The sequence below is a fragment of the Nonomuraea sp. NPDC048882 genome, from assembly GCF_040649755.1.
Taxonomy (GTDB): Bacteria; Actinomycetota; Actinomycetes; order Streptosporangiales; family Streptosporangiaceae; genus Nonomuraea; species Nonomuraea maheshkhaliensis.
In genome coordinates, this window is sequence record NZ_JBEZGB010000006.1 from 239,693 (window position 1) to 258,909 (window position 19,217).

The 19,217-nt window shown below is 71.0% G+C and carries 19 protein-coding genes; 7 read left to right on the forward strand and 12 right to left on the reverse strand.

Going from position 1 to position 19,217, the window contains the following annotated elements:
- Positions 1–11 precede the first annotated feature (11 nt).
- The 3 genes from AB0C27_RS22955 to AB0C27_RS22965 form a co-directional block, all read right to left on the reverse strand.
- Positions 12–293: a hypothetical protein gene (locus AB0C27_RS22955; RefSeq protein ID WP_357847050.1), complete on the reverse strand. Its 282-nt coding sequence runs from the start codon at positions 291–293 to the stop codon at positions 12–14.
- Positions 294–376: 83 nt separating this feature from the next.
- Positions 377–577, reverse strand: a complete 201-nt coding sequence (locus tag AB0C27_RS22960) for a zf-HC2 domain-containing protein (RefSeq protein WP_326630293.1) — start codon at positions 575–577, stop codon at positions 377–379.
- Positions 577–1,131 (reverse strand): sigma-70 family RNA polymerase sigma factor, encoded by a 555-nt coding sequence (locus AB0C27_RS22965; RefSeq protein ID WP_245955696.1) that lies wholly within the window; start codon positions 1,129–1,131, stop codon positions 577–579. The genes AB0C27_RS22960 and AB0C27_RS22965 overlap by 1 nt, the downstream gene beginning before the upstream one ends.
- Before the next feature lie 108 nt (positions 1,132–1,239).
- Between AB0C27_RS22965 and AB0C27_RS22970 the strand changes: the two genes are divergently transcribed.
- From AB0C27_RS22970 to AB0C27_RS22990, 5 genes are all read left to right on the forward strand, one after another.
- Positions 1,240–1,884: a DUF4142 domain-containing protein gene (locus AB0C27_RS22970; RefSeq protein WP_357847052.1), complete on the forward strand. Its 645-nt coding sequence runs from the start codon at positions 1,240–1,242 to the stop codon at positions 1,882–1,884.
- Positions 1,881–3,443, forward strand: coding sequence for a DUF1996 domain-containing protein (locus AB0C27_RS22975; protein ID WP_357847054.1), 1,563 nt, complete (start codon positions 1,881–1,883; stop codon positions 3,441–3,443). Before AB0C27_RS22970 ends, AB0C27_RS22975 begins: the two co-directional genes overlap by 4 nt.
- 72 nt (positions 3,444–3,515) lie before the next feature.
- Positions 3,516–4,352, forward strand: coding sequence for a ferric reductase-like transmembrane domain-containing protein (locus tag AB0C27_RS22980; RefSeq protein WP_357847056.1), 837 nt, complete (start codon positions 3,516–3,518; stop codon positions 4,350–4,352).
- A gap of 34 nt (positions 4,353–4,386) precedes the next feature.
- Positions 4,387–6,015, forward strand: coding sequence for an NADH-ubiquinone oxidoreductase-F iron-sulfur binding region domain-containing protein (locus AB0C27_RS22985; protein ID WP_357847058.1), 1,629 nt, complete (start codon positions 4,387–4,389; stop codon positions 6,013–6,015).
- Between the two features lie 110 nt (positions 6,016–6,125).
- Entirely contained in the window at positions 6,126–6,851 is a 726-nt protein-coding gene (locus AB0C27_RS22990; protein WP_357847060.1) for a hypothetical protein, read from the forward strand.
- On the opposite strand, the gene AB0C27_RS22995 is transcribed toward AB0C27_RS22990, so the two are convergent.
- Entirely contained in the window at positions 6,844–7,527 is a 684-nt protein-coding gene (locus AB0C27_RS22995) for a L,D-transpeptidase family protein (RefSeq protein ID WP_357847062.1), read from the reverse strand. The genes AB0C27_RS22990 and AB0C27_RS22995 overlap by 8 nt on opposite strands.
- A gap of 761 nt (positions 7,528–8,288) precedes the next feature.
- On the reverse strand, positions 8,289–9,227 hold the full coding sequence (locus AB0C27_RS23000) for an AraC family transcriptional regulator (RefSeq protein WP_357847064.1): 939 nt from the start codon (positions 9,225–9,227) through the stop codon (positions 8,289–8,291).
- Positions 9,228–9,351: 124 nt separating this feature from the next.
- Between AB0C27_RS23000 and AB0C27_RS23005 the strand changes: the two genes are divergently transcribed.
- Positions 9,352–11,016, forward strand: a complete 1,665-nt coding sequence (locus tag AB0C27_RS23005) for a zinc-binding dehydrogenase (protein WP_357847066.1) — start codon at positions 9,352–9,354, stop codon at positions 11,014–11,016.
- A gap of 58 nt (positions 11,017–11,074) precedes the next feature.
- Here AB0C27_RS23005 and AB0C27_RS23010 read toward each other — a convergent pair whose 3' ends face one another.
- From AB0C27_RS23010 to AB0C27_RS23020, 3 genes are read right to left on the reverse strand one after another with little or no spacing between them, the layout of a single operon-like run.
- Positions 11,075–13,036 carry an acetoacetate--CoA ligase gene (locus AB0C27_RS23010; RefSeq protein WP_357847068.1) on the reverse strand — a complete coding sequence of 654 codons (1,962 nt, stop codon included), beginning with the start codon at positions 13,034–13,036 and terminating at the stop codon, positions 11,075–11,077.
- Between the two features lie 58 nt (positions 13,037–13,094).
- A complete protein-coding gene (locus tag AB0C27_RS23015) occupies positions 13,095–13,952 on the reverse strand; it encodes a serine hydrolase (RefSeq protein ID WP_357847070.1) in 858 nt (285 codons plus the stop codon).
- Complete coding sequence (locus AB0C27_RS23020) at positions 13,949–14,866, reverse strand: LysR substrate-binding domain-containing protein (RefSeq protein ID WP_346102567.1); 918 nt, start codon at positions 14,864–14,866, stop codon at positions 13,949–13,951. Before AB0C27_RS23020 ends, AB0C27_RS23015 begins: the two co-directional genes overlap by 4 nt.
- An 87-nt stretch (positions 14,867–14,953) precedes the next feature.
- Here AB0C27_RS23020 and AB0C27_RS23025 point away from each other — a divergent pair, with 87 nt between their 5' ends.
- Entirely contained in the window at positions 14,954–16,564 is a 1,611-nt protein-coding gene (locus tag AB0C27_RS23025; RefSeq protein ID WP_357847073.1) for a penicillin-binding transpeptidase domain-containing protein, read from the forward strand.
- Positions 16,565–16,631: 67 nt separating this feature from the next.
- Here AB0C27_RS23025 and AB0C27_RS23030 read toward each other — a convergent pair whose 3' ends face one another.
- The 4 genes from AB0C27_RS23030 to AB0C27_RS23045 form a co-directional block, all read right to left on the reverse strand.
- A complete protein-coding gene (locus tag AB0C27_RS23030) occupies positions 16,632–17,339 on the reverse strand; it encodes a haloacid dehalogenase-like hydrolase (protein ID WP_357847076.1) in 708 nt (235 codons plus the stop codon).
- A gap of 90 nt (positions 17,340–17,429) precedes the next feature.
- A complete protein-coding gene (locus AB0C27_RS23035) occupies positions 17,430–18,056 on the reverse strand; it encodes an HAD hydrolase-like protein (protein WP_357847079.1) in 627 nt (208 codons plus the stop codon).
- Between the two features lie 107 nt (positions 18,057–18,163).
- Positions 18,164–18,571 carry a DUF2690 domain-containing protein gene (locus AB0C27_RS23040; protein WP_357847082.1) on the reverse strand — a complete coding sequence of 136 codons (408 nt, stop codon included), beginning with the start codon at positions 18,569–18,571 and terminating at the stop codon, positions 18,164–18,166.
- A 136-nt stretch (positions 18,572–18,707) separates the two neighbouring features.
- Positions 18,708–19,217 carry a hypothetical protein gene (locus tag AB0C27_RS23045; RefSeq protein WP_357847085.1) on the reverse strand — a complete coding sequence of 170 codons (510 nt, stop codon included), beginning with the start codon at positions 19,215–19,217 and terminating at the stop codon, positions 18,708–18,710.

Below are 19,217 nucleotides of genomic sequence, written 5' to 3' on the forward strand. Positions count from 1 at the left end.
GCCATGGCTGTTCATAGCCAGGCCCTTGGTTCCCACAGCAGCGGGAAGTCGTCGTGAGACCCGCGGTCTCTCGCCACGGCCGGCGGCGCGGCCACGATCCGGTCGTCGCAGACCGGCAGGCCACGCTGGGTGAGGGCGGTCGGGCAAGCATCCCACAGCGCGGGCTCGGAGAGCTCGCGGCGCTGCTGGGCGAGGAGCTGGGGCACACGAAGACGGCCGCTGTACGACAGCCGGCCGCCTTCCTCACCGCACTGCCGACGCGGGGGAACGGGCGCATCGCCTTCGATGCCCACCGAACACCTCCCCGGACCGCCCGGCCGCGTGGGCCGGGCGCAACGCCTCGCCGTACCGATACCACCCGAAAAGGACATAAACGTCAATGTGACATCGACATCGGGGGGTCGTCGCCTGAGGTCGAGGAGGGGGAGTTCTTGAGCTCGTCGAGCTGGTCCGGCAGCTCGACGAGCTCGACCAGCTCCGCCTGGCAGCGCTCGCACGTGTCGAGGTGGCGTTCGAAGGCCTCGTGCTCCTCATCGTCGAGGACACCGAGGACGTAAGCGGCCACCCCGTCATGCATCAGCCGGCTACCCCCTTGTCCCGCAGCAGCTCGCGGAGAGCCCGGATCCCGTAGTAGAGCCGGGACTTCACCGTGCCCGGCGGGATCCCCAGAATCTCCGCCGCCTCACTTATCGTACGGTCTCGGAGATAGGTGTGCTCAATGACTTGGCGGTGTTCTTCGGACAGCGATCGGAGAGCGTCCGCGACGACCATCGCCGACAGCGCTCGCTCCGATCCGTCCGGGACCGACATCATGTCGACTTCGGGCGGCTCGACCTCCTGCGGCCGGACGCTCTTACGCCGACGCCCATCAATGACTATGCGGCGGGCCACGGTAAGCAGCCATGCCCATATGAGGCTCGGTTCCCATTGCAGTCTTGCCGAGTTCCGCCAGGCTCGGACGAGCGTCTCCTGCACAACGTCTTCGGCCCACTGAAGGTCGTTACCTGTGGATTTGCGGACGTGTCGCAGCAGAGGGCCGCCGAACTCCTGGTAAAGCACCGCGATGCGATGCTCCGCCTCGGCATCCGCACTCTCGAACCTGCCGTCGAGGTGACCTAGCACGGGGCACATCTTTACACCTTCGTTATCCAAGCGGTAGCCACTCCGATAACTCCAGTCATTTCTAACTATCTCCGGCCATACGTGAACCAGGACCGGTACAGGCGCGTACCTCCGACCATGCACAGGCTTTTGCGCGGCGAGTTGTTCATGCTCGGCGGCTTCGTCGTAGCCGCCGCCGTGACGATCGTGCTGGTCATGCCACCATCGATCGATCCCGCGGCCGCCCAATGGTCACAGACGTCGTCAGGACCGCTCACAGCTGCCGACCGCGATCTGCTGATCAAAGTCCGTCAGGCAGGGCTATGGGAGATGCCCGCCGGCGAGTACGCCCAGACGCGCGCCGAGTCCCAGCGCGTGAAGGAAGTCGGCAAGTTGATCATGAACGAGCACATGGACCTCGATCTGATCACCCGCCAGACCGCCAAGAAGCTGGGCGTGGCACTGCCGGACGAGCCCAATCCCGACCAGCAACGCTGGATGGCCCAGATGGCCGCCGAGAGCGGACCGGCCTTCGACAAGGACTTCGTGAACCTGTTGCGTGCAGCACACGGCAAGGTCTTCACCGTCGTGGCAAGCGTACGAGCCGGAACGCGCAACTCCGACATCCGGAAATTCGCCCAGGAAGGCATCAACTACGTGATGCGCCATATGGCGTACCTGGAGTCGACCGGCCTGGTGGATCACAACCAGTTGCCCGAACCCCCGACTCCCGCACCCGCTCCACCCGTCGCAATGGCGGTTGAAAAGAGGAGACACACATGAGGAGATCCAGACGCATGGCCGCGGCCGCATCCGCTCTGGCCATGGCGGCAGGCGGCCTGGTATCGGCGGCCGTCATCGGCGTGAGCAGCGGCCCGGCGTTCGCCGACCACTGCGACCCCGCCGAGCAGTCACCTCAGGCGAGCCAGTCGCAGCAGCCGAACCGCGACCAGCGGGGCCAGCGGAACCGGAACCAGGATCAGGACCAGCAAGGACAGCAGGACCAGGACCAGCAGGACCAGCAGGGGCAGCAGGACCAGGACCAGCAGGGGCAGCAGGACCAGCAGCAGCCGGACCAGCAGGGCACCGGCGACCAGCAGGGCACCGGCCAGAACGGTGACCAGCAGGTGGACCAGCAGGGCGATCAGCAGGCCCCTCAGGGCGGCGGCATCGCCCTCGACCCGGCTCAGGACCCCGACGCCCAGGACCAGGGCCAGAACCAGGATCAGGGCCAGGACCAGGACCAGGGGCAGGACCAGGATCAGGGCGCTGACGCCTCCCAGACCGCGCCGGAGGACAACCCCACCGTCCAGTCCCGCCGTCGCGGTGGCGGCAACGGCGGCCGGCCCACCAACTCCCCCAGCCCGAGCCCCAGCCAGACCCAGAACCCCGATGACGGGGGCGACGCGGACCCGAGCGCTTCCCCCTCGGCCTCCCCGACCGCGACCGGCGGCAACGACGAGGAGGCGGAGTGCGCCGACCTCGGCCCGTTCCCCGAGGACTTCGTGAACATCCGCCAGGTGGCGCCGGTGCGCCTCGACGCGCGGCCCGGCCGTAACGGCTCCCGCGGCACGTTCACCTCGCAGTGCGGCACGAACCGTAACGGGCACAACAACCCCGACAACTTCATCGTCGCTCCCGGTGTGAGCAACGGCGCGCACCACCTGCACGACTACGTGGGCAACCTGTCGACGGACGCGTTCTCCACCGACGAGAGCCTGGCGGCGGCGGGTACGACCTGCCGGCAGGGCGACAAGTCCACGTACTTCTGGCCGGTGCTCAGGGACCGCAAGTCCGACGCGAACTCCAACGACCCCGATGGCAACGTCGGCACCGTGCTCCGTCCGCGCTTCGTGAGCCTGGAGTTCGGCGGCAACGCCACCTCCCGCGTGGTCGCGATGCCGAGGTTCATCCGGATCATCACCGGTGACGCCAAGGCGGCCACGAACGGCACGGCCAACGCCCGCGCCGGCTGGAGCTGCTCGGGATTCCAAAACCGCATAAGTCCGGACAAATACACGCTTTGCCCGCGCGGCAGCCAAGTGCTCCGTATTCTGGACTTCCCCAGCTGCTGGGACGGTCAGAACACCGACAGTGCGAACCATCGAACCCACGTGGTCTTCCCCGGCCAGAACGGAGCATGCCCGCAGGGCACCAGGGCGATTCCGCGACTGCGCATGACCCTCGGGTACACCGTGCCCCAGGGGGCGTCGTACGCCGTGGACGCCTTCCCGGAACAGAAGCACAACCCGGTCACGGACCACGCTGACTTCGCCAACGTCATGCCTGACCGGTTGATGCAGACCGTCGTCTCGTGCATCAACCGGGGGCGCCGTTGCTGACCTGAACCCTCCGCCCGCAAGGGCGGCGCAGCCTTCCGAGTCGCACCCTCACTCGACCCTGGAGGGAAATACATGCTCCACAGACGTAGCCCCCGGCACGCCCCCACCAAGCTGGACACCAGGAGTGTCCGGCTGGGGGCGAGCGCCCTGATCATGGCGCTCCTCCTGTCGGCGTTCGCGCTGACCAGGACGGAGCGCGGGATCGGGATGCTGGGCCAGGGGGTCGGCTTCCTCGAGTTCTACGCGGGCGTGTTCGCCCTGGTGCTGCTGACCGCGACTGTCGCGCTCGGCCTGCTCACCACCGAACGCGTGTTCCTGTCCCCGGCCAACCGGGTCAGGGCACAGCTCGCGCACCGGGCCACCGCGCTGATCGGCCTGGCGTACCTGATCACCCACATCACGCTCATGATCAGCCTGGGTCACGTGCCGCCGGGGGCAGCGGTCGTGCCGGTCGCGGGCATCTACGTGGGGTTCGGCACCCTGGCCTTCGACCTGATGGTCGTGGCCGTGGTGACGGGAATGCTCAGGGGGCGGTTCGCGACACGGAGCAGGCCATGGATGTGGCGGATCCTCCACTCGGCCGCCTACCTGGCCTGGCCCGTCGGGATCATGCATGGCCTGACGGCCGGCCGTCCGCCGGCCGGCTGGGTGGCCTGGTCGTACGTGGCCAGCATGGCGGCGGTCGGCGGTGCGCTGATCGTCCGCGTGCTGGCCTCGCTGCGACGGCCGCCGATCGTACCCGAGAAGGTCGAAGCGCCCCCGGTGACCGCGGCCGCCGCCATGGGCGTCCCGTCAGAACGTCCGATGAAGGCTCCTGTCGCCGCCGGCGCGGCGGCGACGGGACCGAGAGCGGCCGCCGCACCCGTGAGCCTCGCAGAGGCCCGGCGCAGATATCGGGAGGCAGGATGACCACCGTCCTGCTCGCGCATCCCAAGGAGCGACTGTGATTCCGGCCAGAGTGCCACGGGTCTTACGCATGGGTCCGGCCCGGCTCACCGCCGGGCTGGACCACTGCCGACGGCTCGACCTGCCCGCCCACCGCACGCTCCACGGGCTCGTCGAGCCCAGGGAGCTGGGCGAGCTCATCTCGTACGCCAACGAGGTGGACATGCGCGGGCGAGGGGGAGCGGCCTTCCCCTTCGCCCGCAAGTTGCGTGCCGTGGCCGACGCGACCGGCCCCGGCGGCGAGTGCGTGGTGCTGGTCAACGGCGCCGAAGGCGAGCCGGCCAGTTCCAAGGACGCCATGCTGCTCACCCGCAACCCGCACCTCGTGCTGGACGGCGCGGTGCTGGCGGCCGAGGCGCTGGGCGCCCGCGAGGTGGTCGTGGCCACGGCCGGCGGCGAGGTCGCCGAGGCGTCCGTGGCCGCCGCCGTGGCCGAGCGCCGCGCCGCCAACGTCTCCGGCGGAGCCGAGAGCCGGGTCCCGATCCGCGTGGTCGGGATCAAGGAACGGTTCATCTCCGGCGAGGGCGGCGCGCTGGTCAAGGCCGTGAACGGCGAGGAGGGCATTCCTCCCGGCCGCAAGAAGCGGGCCGCGACCAGCGGCGTGGACGGGCTCCCCACACTGCTGTCCAACACCGAGACGTACGCGCAGTTCGCGCTGCTGGCCGAGTACGGGCCGGAGAAGTACGCCGAGGTGGGCACCGCGAAGGAGCCCGGCACCATCCTGCTCACCGTCAGCGGCGGCGCGGCCAACGGCGCCGTCATCGAGGCGCCGACCGGGACCTACCTCGCGGACGTGCTCGGCCTCTGCGAGGCCGACATCGGCGACGGCGTCCTCATCGGCGGCTACCACGGCGCGTGGCTGTCGGCCGACGTCGTCGAAACGGCCGTGCTCTCCCGCGAGGGCATGAAGCAGGCCGGCGCCACGCTCGGGGCCGGGATCATCGTCCCGCTCGGCGAGGCCACCTGCGCCCTGGGCGAGGCCGCCCGGGTCGCCGCCTACCTCGCGGCCGAGTCCGCGGGCCAGTGCGGGCCGTGCCGGCTCGGCCTGCCCGACATCGCCAGGGCCATGTACGCCCTGGTCGAGGGCACCGGCTCGGTGGACGCCGTACGGCGCTGCGTCCGCGGCGTCGAGCGGCGCGGGGCCTGCTTCCACCCGGACGGCACGGCCAAGTTCGTGCTGTCCGCGCTGGACTCGTTCGAGGTCGAGATCACCCAGCACCTGGAGCAGGGCTCCTGCGGCCGCCCCGTACGCGGGGTGCTGCCGATGCCCGAGCGCGAGCCCGAGCCGGAGTACCGGCTGGAGGTCGACTGGTCCCGCTGTGCGGGGCACGGGCTGTGCGCGCACCTGCTGCCCGAGTTCGTGGAGCTGGACGACTACGGTTTCCCGTCGTTCAACAAGATCCCCGGATTCATGGCCAAGGAGGCGCGCAGGGCCGTCGACATGTGCCCCGCGCTGGCCCTGCGGCTGGCCCAGACCGGCGGCGACCACGGCGGCCCGCCGAAGCCCGCCCCCGGCAAGCAACTGCGGCTGGTCAAGGACGGCGTGCTGAAGAAGGCGGGAGAGAGCGTGCCCAGGCTCACGCGCGTGGGCATCCCCCGGATCTCCGGCGTCGGAGGAACGGCCTGACCTGACGTAGCGCAAATGTGACGAACCCGGCGGATCGCACGGGCCTCTCCTCGATGGCCATCGGGGAGGTGCTGCGACCGTCGGGTTCTCGCATGTAGCGGAGATGTGCCGTGCGTATTCCGCCCTACGGCACCGTGGCAGGCAGCCGGGTTCCACAGGATGCGACGACTCCGGAAATGGAGACGATTCATGCGCAGTGGCTCACAAGGTTCATGGCGACGGCGATGCTCGCTTCGGGGATGGCAGCCGGAGCCGGCGGGATGCCGGCCGCCGCTTCCGACACCGCCAAGCCTTACCTCGGGTGGCAGGACGCCTTGGGGCAATGCGGTGGCGTGTGGAGGAGGTACGTCGGGACGAGGAGCTACCAGAAGCCGGAGAAGCACAGCGTCAAGCGGCACAAGAAGACCGAGACGTCCTCGACCAGCAGGACGGTCATCTACAACCAGAACGGTGTACGCAGCGTCAAGATGTACGACGCCTGCCGGTCCGGACGCGTCATCCGCAGCTTCAACCACGCGTTACGCGCACCGGTCGATCAAGGTGAGCGCCGTCTGCTTCGCGGGGCGCTGCACAACCACCAGCGTTCTCTACGGCCGCTGGCTGAACGGCACCGGCAAGCCGATGTAGCGAGTCATCCGCCCTCTCGCCGCCGCGGATCAGCGGACGGTGCGGGGGCGGATGGCGTTCGGCGCGGCCGTCGTCCCTTTTCGGCGCGCGCCCGGCCTGGTGAATATCGCCGGGCAGCACGTCCCGATATTTCCCGGGTTATCCGCATGCTGGCGATATCACGGCGAATCCGGATATTCGGCGAAATGCTTATCACCGGGCTCACATGATCTTGCCGCGGACGTACACGGGCTCGCCGATTTTCACGATTTCGTACAGGCGCTTGGACGTCTCGATCGGCAGGCGCACGCAGCCGTGGGAGGCCGGGCGCAGCGGCACCTGCGACGAGCCGTGCATGGCGATGCCCCCCGTGAAGTAGAGCGAGTTGAACATCGACCCCAGCCGCCCGGTGGTCCAGCCCGGCGCGCGGCTCTGCACGCGGAAGTCGCCAACCGGCGTGATCGCGTTCCCGCAGCGCCCGCCCTCGCAGTAGCGCACCTCGGCGCCCGTGGAGATGTGCGAGAACAGCACCGGCCTGCGGTCGCGGTAGACGGTGAGGAACTGCTCGCGCAGGTTGATCTCCACCCGGTCCGGGGGGCCGTTCGGGACCAGCGGGCGGTGGCGGGCGGGCTTGTCGAGCGCCTTCCAGACCTGGCGATCGACCTCGCCCTTGGGCGCCATCCTGCGGTTCTTCTGCAGCGCCCAGACCGCGAACTTGGTCTGCTCGTCGTAGACGCCGTTGATCTTGCCGTAGTAGTAGTGGCCGGCGTGCAGCCGCCGCTGCAACAGCCTGACGGCCTCACCACGGGCACCCGGCCGCAGCAGCGTCCCCTCGACCGCCCCCGTGGACCCGCTCCCCGCCTGCCCCGTGCCCGTCCGCCCTGTGCTCGTGCGCCCGGTGTCCACGCGCGCCGTGTCCGTTCGCGCGGTATCAGCCCGCGTCGTGTCCGTCCGCGCTGTGTCCGCCCAGGTCGGGCCCGTCTCCGCCGGATCCGTCTGCGCCAGATCCGTCCACAGCGTGTCCACCCTCCTGGCGTCCGCTCCCCTCGTGTCCGTCCCCCTGGGGTCCGCCCGCCTCGTGTCCGTTCGCCTCGGTTCCGCCCACCTGGCGTCCGCCCGCGACGCCACCGCCCGGCCCGTGCCCGGTCTGTCCTGCTCCGCCCATCTGGAGTCCGGCCGGCCCGCGTCCAGCCACCTGGTCTTCGACCTCCGCGCGTCCGTACGGTCCGCGCCCGCCCGACCCGTCTCCGCACGCCTCGCGCCCTGCCTGCCGAAGTCCATCCGGCCCTCGCCCGCCCGGCCCGTGTCCGCACGCCTCACGCCCTGCCTGCCGGTGTCCATCCGGCCTGCCCACGGCCGACCCGTCTCCGCCCGGCGAGCCCCTGGCCGGTCCGCCTCAGGCCGACTCGACTCCGGCCGGCCCGGACCCAGCCGGCTCGACTCCGGCCGGCTTGTGACTGCCTCAGCGACTGCCGGGAGTCCGCAGGCGACCACGGTTCCGAGTCCTAGAGCGGCTATTCTTTGAAGCTTTATCCTCATAAATCAACGCCTACCCCCACCACCGAGAATTCATGGGCTTTGTCAAGCAAAAGTCCCGGCTAATAAGCCGATCCCGCTAAATCGGCCTTTAGTGGAAAAATAGGCAGCGATACCGCGAAACCACCCCCTTACTCCTGGACGCACTCCAAAACCGTGCGACGGTACCGTCCGGGCGCGACGCCGTAGTCCCGCTTGAACGCGTTGGCGAAGGCGAACTCCGACCCGTACCCCACCTGGCGGGCGATCTCGCTCAGCGGCGCGTCCGTCTCCCGCAGCAGCCGCCCGGCGCTGGCCAGCCGCCACCAGGTGAGGTACGCCAGCGGCGGCTGCCCCACCAGCGCGGCGAACCGGCGCGCGAAGGCCGCCCGCGACAGCCCCGCCCGCGCCCCCAGCTCGGCCACCGTCCACGGATGGGCCGGATCGCGGTGGATGGCGTCGAGCGCGGCGCTGACGCCCGGATCGGCCAGCGCCGCCGCCCAGCCGTCGACCTGGCAGGCGCCGTGCGGATCGGTGAACCAGGCGCGCAGGATGTAGAGCAGCAGCATGTCGAGCAGGGACGACACGACGGTGTCCGCGCCCAGCTTCGGCTGGTGGATCTCGGCCCCCAGCAACTGGACGGCGGCGCGTACCTCGGAGTTGAGCCCCGGCCCCGCGGGCAGGTGGATCAGCTCGGGCAGGTCGCGCAGCAGCGGATGGGCCCGGTCGGGGTCGTGCCGGTAGCCGCCGCACAGCAGCACCGTGCTCGCGCCCTGCCCGCCGGCCGACGCGGAGGCGAACAGGCCGTCCTCGTCCGAAGGGTCGCACGCGGGCTCGGTCACCGGCGTGGACGGGTGGTCGGCCATGGCGTAGCCGTGGCCGTGGGGGAAGAAGACCACGTCTCCCGCGGACAGCGCGACGGGCGGCTCGTCCGGCGGCAGCAGCCAGCACGACCCTTGCAGCACCACCTGGAACCCGGCGGATCCGGAGGCCGAGGGGAAGCGCTGCCCCCAGGGGGCGCGCCACTCGACGCGGGCCGAGCGGGGCCGCCCGGTCCGCATGATGGTGATCACGTCGCTCAGCACGTCCATGCCGAGAACTCTAATCGTCAAGACGCTCGCGTATGACAGCGAGACGAGAACACATTGGACATCTCATCCCATCCTCCTACGGTTTCAGGCGACGCAGGTTTCAGGCGATCGGGAGGAGAGCGTGATGGGACGGATTCTGGTCACCGGGGCGACCGGCACGGTGGGGCGGTCCGCGGTGGCACTGTTGCGGCAGGCCGGAGCCGACGTGGTGGCGGTGAGCGGCGCCACGGGCGACCTGCGCGACCCCGGCACGCTGCCGCTGGACGGGGTGAGCGCGGTCCTGCTGGTGTGGCCGTTCGCCACGGCCGAGGGCGCGCGGGCGGTGATCGAGGCCATCACCCGGCGGACCGGGCGCGTGGTCTACCTGTCCTCCGCCGCGCGCCGGGAGCACGAGCGCGAGATCGAACGGCTGATCGCGGAGACAGCCGATGAGTGGACGTTCCTGCGCCCGCACGCCTTCGCGGCCAACACGCTGCGCTGGGCCAGGCGGATCAGGGCCGGGGCGGTACGCGGCGCGTACGGGGCGGCGGCCATGCCACCCGTGCACGAGCGGGACATCGCCGCCGTGGCCGTAAGGGCGCTGCTGGACGAGGGCCACCACGGCGCCGCCTACGACCTGACGGGCCCCGAGACGATCTCCCAGGCCGACCAGGTGCGAGTCATCTCCGAGGTCACCGGCATCCCGGCACGCTGGGTGGAGGTCCCACCCGAGCAGGCCCGCGCGACCCTGGAGGCCGACGGCCTGCCGCCTGAGGCGGTGGATGAGGTGCTGCGGGCACAGGCGGAGCCGGCGCACCGGCCGGTGCCGGTTACCTCGGTGGTCGAGGAGGTCACGGAAAGGCCGGCGACGTCGTTCCGGCAGTGGGTGGAGGAGCACGTGGAGGACTTCCGCGTGCCCGTTCCCACCCCCACCATGCCGGCGGCCCGCATGCACGGCTTCGGGGACGCCTCGGTGATCCGCCTCGACACCGTGCGCACGCCCGAGCCCGGGCCTGGAGAAGTGCTCCTGGAGGTGGCCGCCACCTCGTTCAACCCGTCGGAGATCGGCCTGCGTTCCGGGCTGCTGCCGGAGGTGTTCCGGGTGGAGCCGCCGCACACGCTCGGCTGGGACATCTCCGGCACGGTGGCGAAGATCGGGGCGGGCGTCACCGGCCTGGCCCCTGGCGACCGGGTCTTCGGGATGACCGGCGGCGCGGCGGCCGGGTACGCGGTGGCCCCGGCGGAGGCCCTCGTCAGGGCGCCGCGCAGGCTTCCGCTCGCCGACGCCGCGGCCGTGCCGGTGGCCGGGCTCACCGCCTGGCAGGCGGTCCACGAGCACGCCCGCGTCACTCCCGGGACGCGCGTGCTGGTCAACGGCGCGGGCGGCGGCGTCGGCCTGTTCGCCGTCCAGCTCGCCGAACTGACCGGCGCCCACGTCACGGCCACGGCCAGCCCGCGCAGCACCGAAGCGGTGCGCCGGCTCGGCGCCGACGAGGTGATCGACTACACCACGGCCCCGCTCCCCCGCGACATGGATGTCCTGCTGAACCTGGTCCCGCTCGCCGACGAAGCGGCGGCGGTGCTGGCCGGGCTCGCCCGCGTCACGGTCTCGATCGCGACCCCGATCGAGGGCGGCGCCCACTTCGTGATGCGCGCCGAGCCCGCTCAGCTCACCCGCCTCGCCGAGCTGATCGACGCGGGCGAGCTGACGGTCGAGGTCGCGGAGACGCACCCGCTCTCCGAGCTGGCCCGCGTCCACCGCAGGGCCGAGGCGGGCGATTTGCGAGGCAAGGTCATCCTCGTCCTCTGACGGAGGCAAGGTCGTCCTCGTCCCCTGGCGTACGAGGCGGACGACCCGTACAGCCAGGTCATTCCCTGACGAAGTGGCGCAGCACCTCGGGGTTGGCCATGGCGTCCGGGTTGGCCGCCTGCTCGACCGGCGTCCCCAGCAGGATCTTGCGTACGGGCACCTCAAGCTTCTTGCCCGACAACGTACGCGGAATCCCCGGCACGACATGGATCTCGTTGGGCACGTGGCGCGGCGACAGCTCCGTCCGCAGGGCGTCACAGATCGCCCGCTGCAGCGGCTCGCCGAGCTCGGCCCCCTCGGCGAGGGTCACGTACAGCAGCAGGCGCCCCTCCTGCCCGAGCTGGCCGGTGTCGATGACGAGGCTGTCGGCGATCTCCTCGAACCGCTCCACGACGCGGTAGAACTCGCTGGTGCCCATCCGGACCCCGCCCCGGTTGAGCGTGGAGTCGGAGCGGCCGTAGATGACGCAGCTGCCGTCCTCGTTGATCTTGATCCAGTCGCCGTGCCGCCACACGCCGGGATAGACGTCGAAGTAGCTCTCGGTGTAGCGCTCGCCGCCGGGGTCGTTCCAGAACTTCACCGGCATCGACGGCATCGGCTGAGTGATCACCAGCTCGCCCACCTCGCCGACGACCGGCTTGCCCGCCGGATCGTACGACTCCACCCGCGCCCCCAGCGACCGGCACGGGATGATGCCCGCACGAATCGGATGGAGCATGGTGGCCCCGACGAACCCCGTGCACACGTCGGTGCCACCGGAGAACGAGCCGAGCGGCGTGCCGGGCAGCTCGGCGGCGAGCCAGGCGAACCCCTCGGGCGGCAGCGGCGAGCCGGTCGAGCCGACCCCGCGCAGCCGTTCGAGGCCCTGGGGATGGATGCCGGCCTTCAGCGAGGCCATGATGTACGGCGCCCCGACCCCGAAGTACGTCACATCCTCCGAGTCGGCGATCCGCCACAGCGCGGCCGGCGAGGGGAAGGTGGCCGAGCCGTCGTAGAGCACGGGCGTGGCCCCCACCAGCAGGCCGCCGATGAGGTAGTTCCACATCATCCAGCCCGTGGTGGTGTACCAGAAGAACACGTCGCCCTCGCCCAGGTCCTGGTGGAAGGCGAGCGACTTGAGGTGCTCCAGCACCACGCCGCCGTGCCCGTGCACGATCGGCTTGGGCAGCCCGGTGGTGCCGCTGGAGTAGAGGATCCACAGCGGATGGTCGAACGGCACGCGTTCGAACTCCAGCGGCCCCTCCTCGGCCCGCAGGCCCTCCCAGCCGATCACCTCGCCGTGCGGCAGCTCCTCGGTGTGCCCGGGGCTCGGTTCGGCCTGCTGCGGCGCCTGGCCCTCGTCGGCCGCCGCCAGGTAGGGGATCCAGACGGTCGCGCGGAGCGTGGGCAGCGCGGCGGCGATCTCGTTGACGGCGGCGGAGCGGTCGTAGCTCTTGCCGTTGTAGTGGTAGCCGTCGACGGCGATGAGCACCTTGGGCTCGATCTGCTTGAACCGGTCGACGATGCTCGGCACGCCGAAGTCCGGCGAGCCGGCCGACCAGATCGCGCCGAGCGAGGCCGTGGCCAGGCAGGCGATCAGGGCCTGCGGGATGTTGGGCAGGTAGGCGGCCACCCGGTCGCCCCGGCCCACGCCGAGCCGGACCAGCCCTTTCCTGACGCGGGCGACCTCCTCGCGCAGCTCGGCCCAGGTCAGCTTCTGCCGGCCGCCGTCCTCGGAGACGAACACCAGCGCGGTGCCCTCCGTACGGCGCAGCGCGTTTTCCGCGTAATTGATCGAGCCGCCGGCGAACCAGGTGACGTTCGGCATCTCGCCCGACAGCACGGGCCCGTCACCCCGGTCGCCGATCACGTCGAAGTAGTCCCAGATCGACGTCCAGAACTCGGCGGGATGCTCGACCGACCAGCGCCAGGCGTCCTCGTAGTCGCCGGACCGGCCCAGCCACCGCAGGTAGCGGGTCAGCTTCGCCGACGCCACGATCTCTTCGCCCGGTTCCCACAGCAGCTCGCCCTCAGCAACCATGTGTCCCATCCTGTCGCCCGTTCAGGGGAATGTCATACCCGCCTTTCCCCATAACTTGCTACCTCCGTAGGTGGTCCACCGCCATACGCGCCGAGGTTCCGATCACCGCGTCGGCGCGCGGCTGGTTGAGCGCGGTGCTGAACGAGCGGGTGAAGACGGACACGGCGTACCGGCCGCCGTCGGGGTAGTCGACGACGCCCGACTCGCAGCGCAGGGTCGGCAAGGTGCCGGTCTTGCCGCTGACGGCCACGTCGTCGTACGGGAATCCCGAGGCCAGGCGGTGCGGCCACACCTGGCCGTTGAGCACGGCCCGCATCCAGGCGCACGAGGCGGCGGAGGCGGCCTCGTCCCGCCAGATCATGCCGAACAGCCGGGTCATCTCCCGTGGGGAGCTGCGGTTGGACCGGGCCGGATCCAGCGCGCTCAGCCGCTCTATGTCGTCGGGATCCACGAACGGCCACCCGTGGCCGGTGTCCCGGCCCAGGCTGTCGACGCTCTCCCCCGCGCCCTGCACGACGCGCGTCGCGTCCAGCCCGAACGAGTCCAGCATGGCGTTGATCGCGTCGTGTCCGACCCGCGCGAGCAGCGTGTCGGCCGAGGTGTTGTCGCTCACCGCGATCATCAGGTACGCCAGGTCGCGCAGCGAGATCGTCACCTCGTCGAGCATCGCCGAGATGCCTGTCGGCCCGGGCGAGCGGCCGGACGGCGGCACCGTGACCCGTTCGGCCGGGTCGAGCAGGCCGGCGTCGGCCTGCCTGCACAGCGCCACCAGCAGCGGCACCTTGAACATCGAGGCCATGGGCAGCGGATCGTCGGAGCCGAGCCCGATCTCGCGCCCGGTGTCGATGTCGGCCGCGTGCAGCCAGCCGGTGACGCCGGCCGTGCGGAACAGGCTCTCGAAGTCGGGCGCGCTCATGCCAGCATCCCCGGCCTGCGGCTGACCCGCCGCGCGGTCGCGGCGCCCTCGTCCGTCATCCCGGCGCTCTCCTTCAACGTCCGTACGGCCATGGCCGAGAAGTCGGCGGTCGCGGCCGTCACCGCGCGCCAGGCGGTGGAGACCCGGCTCGCGATCGGCGAGCCTAGCAGCGGCCGCCAGGCCAGCCCCGGCAGCTCCATCCGCGGCCCGAACGCCACCGCCGCCCCCGCCAGCACCAGCCCGAGCCCGGCGCCCTCGTGCACCTGCTGGGGGACGAACCCCTGGCGGCGGCACTCCGCCAGGACCTCGGCGTGCCAGCCGGGCTCGCCCTCCTTGGGCGGCATCAGCAGCTCGCGCCCCGCCAGGTCGGCCAGGTGCACCTCGCCGACGCCGGCAAGGGGGTCGGTCGCGGCCAGCAGCACGCCATGGGCCTGCACCAGGAGTTGCCCGAAGCGCAGCCCCGGCGCGCTTACCGGGTGGCGGACGAGGCCGACGTCGATCGTGCCCTCGGCCAGGGCGGTCACCTGGTCGGCGGTCCAGATCTCGGCGGGCGCGAGGCGTACGTCGGGGCTGGTCTCGCGGAAACCCGCGACCAGGGCGGCGAGCACGGTGGCGGCCAGGTCGGGCGGCACGCCCACCTTGAGCACGGCGCCCTCGCCCTGCCGGGCCAGCTCGTGCAGCCGCTCCACCCTGGAGACGATCTCGCGGGCCTCGCCGAGCAGCAGCCGGCCCGCCTCGGTGAGCCGGACCTGGCGGGCCGAGCGGTCGAAGAGCCGGACGCCGAGCTCCTCCTCCAGGCGTTTGACGCGCTGGCTGAGCGGCGGCTGGGCCATGCCGAGCCGGATGGCCGCGTTGCCGAAGTGGAGTTCCTCCGCCACCGCGATGAAGTAGCGAAGGTGCCGGACCAGGTCCATGACCAGCCACTATATCCAGCTTTATATCTATGTGACCCTCATATCAGTATTGGACACCTATGTCGCATCTCTGATGTCCTCTGCGTCATGGCACCACAAACGGGGACAAACTACGCCCACCTGCGGCCGGAACGGCCGGTGCGGCGCCGCAGGAGATGGCCGTGGATCGTGGCGGGGGTGCTGATCCCGCTGCTCGCGGCCGGCGGCGTGGTCTGGGCGCTGCGTACGGAGGGCACGCCCGAGCAGACGGCCGACCGTTACCTCGCCGCCTGGGCCGACCAAGACTACGCGGCGATGCGCGAGCTCGTCGCGGACCCGCCGGCCGACTTCGAGAGCCGGCACCGCCGCTTCCGCGCCGACCTCAAGCTCACCCGGGCGAGCTTCACGCGTCCCCGCCCGACGGGGGTCTTCGCCAGCGAGAGCTCCCCCGACGGGAAGGTCTCCTTCCACGCGAAGCTGGCCGGGCCGCTCGACTGGGACTACGACGGCGAGCTGCGGCTGGTCGAGCGCGGCGGCACGTGGAAAGTGGCCTGGACGCCCGCCGCGCTCCACCCGCTGCTGAAGAAGGGCCTCTCGCTGCGGGTGACGACGCGGCGGGCCGATCCCGTACGGGTGCTGGCCGCCGACGGCACCGACGTCGGCGGCGCGGACGCCCCCGGCTCGGTGCAGCAGCTCGTCGAGGGCATGAAACAGACCTTCCCCGACCGCTTCGAGTCGCCGATCCGCTACGGGATCGCCCTCTACCAGGGCGACCGGCTGGTCAAGAACGTCGTCGAGCCTGGCGGCTACCGGCCGATCCAGACCACCATCGACCTGAAGGTGCACCGGGCGGGGGCCCAGGCGGTCAAGGGCGTGGACAAACCGGTCTCCCTGGTGGCGCTGCGGGCCTCGACCGGGGAGATCCTGGCCGTGGTCAACGCGCCGGGCGGGTTCAACCGGGCGCTGCTCGGCAAGTATCCGCCGGGCTCGACGTTCAAGGTCGTGACGGCCTCAGCGCTGGTGGCCGACGGTGTGCGGCCGGATCGGCGGGTGTCGTGCCCGGCCGAGAAGAACATCGGCGGCTTCCCGTTCCACAACGCGGGCTTCGAGGACTTCGGCACGCTGTCGTTCCAGAACGCGTTCGCGCACTCCTGCAACACCACATTCGGGGAGATGAGCGTGGCCCGGCTGAACGGCGGACGGCTGGCCGAGGTGGCCAGGAGCTTCGGCTTCGGCTCCGCGATCACGCCGGGGGTGCCGGCCGTGCGGGCCGAGTTCCCCGACCCCAAGGACGACACCGACCTGGCCTCGGCCGCGATCGGGCAGGGCAGGGTGCTGGCGAGCCCCCTGAACATGGCCTCGGTCGCCGCCGCCATCGCCTCGGGCGCGTACGTGCCGCCCCGGCTGGTCACCGCCGAGCACATCCCCGACCAGCAGCCCGACAACCCGCGCCCGCTGGAGAAGGGGGTGGTGACGGCGCTGCGCGCGCTCATGCCCGCCGTCGTCACCGACGGGACCGCGCACGGGGTGAGCTTTCCTGCCGGTACGGCGGGCAAGACGGGGACGGCGGAGTACGGCTCGGGCGAGGAGCCACCCGCGCACTCGTGGTTCATCGGGTATCGGGGGGATCTGGCGTTCTCGGTCATCGTGGAGGGCGGCGGGGCCGGCTCGGCCGTCGCGGCCCCGATCGCGGCCCGCTTCCTCAAGGCCGTCGGCTGACCAGCTTCCGGCGGCGACGGCTGGCGACGGCCTGCGGCGGGTTGTGGCGGCCTGTGACCGCGTTCGTTCAGCCTGCCTTGCGGTCCAGCGGTGAGGTCAGGCCCGCGACCGCGGCCACCACCTCGGAGGCGTTGGACAGGTCGGGCAGCACCACGTCGGCCCCCGCCTCACGCAACTCGGCCGCCATCGACCGCCCGGAGGCGACCCCGATCATCGCCGCCCCGCCGATCTTGGCGGCCTGCACGTCACGCGTGGAGTCGCCGATCACCACGGTGTTGGCCGGCGTGAACGGCGTGCCGTAGCGCTGCTTGGCCCGCGACTGCGCGACCTGCAGCAGCGTCGCCTTGGGATAGACCTCCTCGCCGTAGCCGCCGAGCTCGAAGTCGATGTGCTTGTCGAGCCCGAACGCCTTCAGCTTGTGCACGGCGTTGCTCTTGATCGTGCCGGTCAGCACGGTCTGGACCACGCCGTCGAGCCGCGAGACGGACTTCAGCGCGTCCTTGGCCCCCGGCATCATCCGCCCCTCCTTGGCCAGCCGCCCGCGCCGGTCGGCGAACGCGGTGGCCAGGGCGGCCAGGAACTGGGGCAGATGACCGTCCTCGGCCACGACGCCGTTGACGGCGAGCGTCTCGAAGACGATCTCGGAGTCGGGCCTGCCCAGCGGGGGGACGAGCTTGACCAGCGGGCGCCCGGTCACGAATCGGAACGCCTCGGCGTAGGCGTCCCTGGTCACGATGGCCACGTCGACGAGGGTCAGGTCGACGTTCCACAGCACAAGGCGGTTGATGGCTGCCTCCTGAGTAATCCCTGCAAGGGTACGGCCGACGCCGTCCTCAGGGCTCCTGCCTCAGGAATTCAACCACGATCAGGCATAATCCATGGCCTCGGCCAGGGTGTCGACCACCGGCAGCCCCATGCGCTCCAGCTCTGCCCTCGGCGTCATGCCGCCGGTGTAGAGCACCGCCCGCGCGCCGACGTGCTGGGCGGCGAGCCCGTCGTCCACGCTGTCGCCGATCACCAGGATCTCCGCCGGGTCGACGCCGATGGCCGCGATGTGGGCGGTCATGTGGGCGGCCTTCTCGCCGCCGGTGGCGCCGGTGAGGCCGTCGACCCTGGTGAAGTGCCGGGTGATGCCGAACGAGTCGACCTTGGGCACCAGGTGGGCGTGGGGTGCCATCGAGCAGAGCGACTGGGTGCCCGTCCATCCGGCCAGCGCCGTCTCGGCGCCCACGGCCAGGCCGCAGACGTCGGCCAGCCGGAAGTAGTGGTCGTGGAACCCGGTGTCGAGCAGCTCCCATTCGCCCTCGTCGAGGGGCCTGCCGAGCATGCGCTCGTAGGCGAGCCAGATGGGGCGGGTGTAGACCGCGCGGAATCCGTCGGCGGTCAGCGGGGGCAGTGCGTACGGCTTGAAGACCTCGTTGGTGGCACCGACCACGGCGTCGATGTCGTGGAAAAGGGTGCCGTTCCAATCCCAGATGATGTGTTTCGTCATTTCCCGCCAAGCGTAGACGGCGGCTATGACATTCCGGTGAACCGGGGGGCCGCGGACCATGCGGCCCGGGGGCCGCGGACCTTCCGGCCGCCGCCCCCGGCCGGTGCCTACTTGCAGGCCTTGGGGGTGGTGCCGGAGCCGTTCTGGCCGCCGCGACCGCCGTTCCACTGGACGGAGACGCTGCCCCAGGCGCACATGTTGTTCGCCCAGAGCATGTTGCCCCAGTGGCGGCCGGCGTTGCCGCGGTTGAACCGGAACGCGTCGTGGCGCCCGTCCTTGGTGTACACGTGGATCGTGCCGGTCATGCTGGTGCCGGTCTTGACCTCGATCCAGTTGGTCTTGCAGCGGCCCGACCACATGAGCTTGATCGTCCCGACCTCCCCGTTCACCCGACTGGTGATCTTGGCCGACTTGACCACCCGCGCGGCGTTGCCGCAGCCGCTCTTGTAGGGGTCCTTGTGGTCGTACGGCTTCGCGGACTGAGCGTGCGCGGGCGAACCTGCCAGCAACGTCACCGCTCCTACAGCAATCACCGCAAATCGACGCAACACGTGGAACCGACTCCTTTGACCAGAAAACAATCTTCCCGTCCGGACCTTAGCGAGGCTTGACGCGGCGTGGTCAGGAAGCTCGCCCGGCGTGACCTCACCGTTACGAACGCAGCAGGTCGGGAATCTCCTGGGTCGCGTACCACATCAGCTCGTGGGCCTCGGCACCGTCCACGGTGAAGCGCGCGTCGTCGTCGCCCGCGTCGGCGGCGGGCAGGGCGGCGATGGCGGCCTCGATGTCGGCCGCGGCATAGTCGTCGTCGATGTGCACCGCGGCCACCTTGGCCAGCGGGATCGGCTCGGCGAGGCGTACCCTCGCCCGCTCCTCCAGGTCGGCGCCGGCGCCGGCGGCGCGGTCGGGCACCTCGGCCGCGACCACCACCCGCTTGGGCGGGGCCGCGACGCCGTCGGCCCGGTCGGCGGCCAGCATCCGCAGGGAGGCGCGGGCCGCCTCGGTGAGCGCGACGTATTCGAGCTCCTCGGTGTCGCCCGAGGCGTACCACTCGGTCAGCGCGGGGGTCACCGCGTAGCCGGTCAGCGGGGCCGGGCCGAGCTCTCCCGCCTCGACCGCCGCGGCCAGGGCCACGAGAGTGCACGGCAGATAGACGCGCAT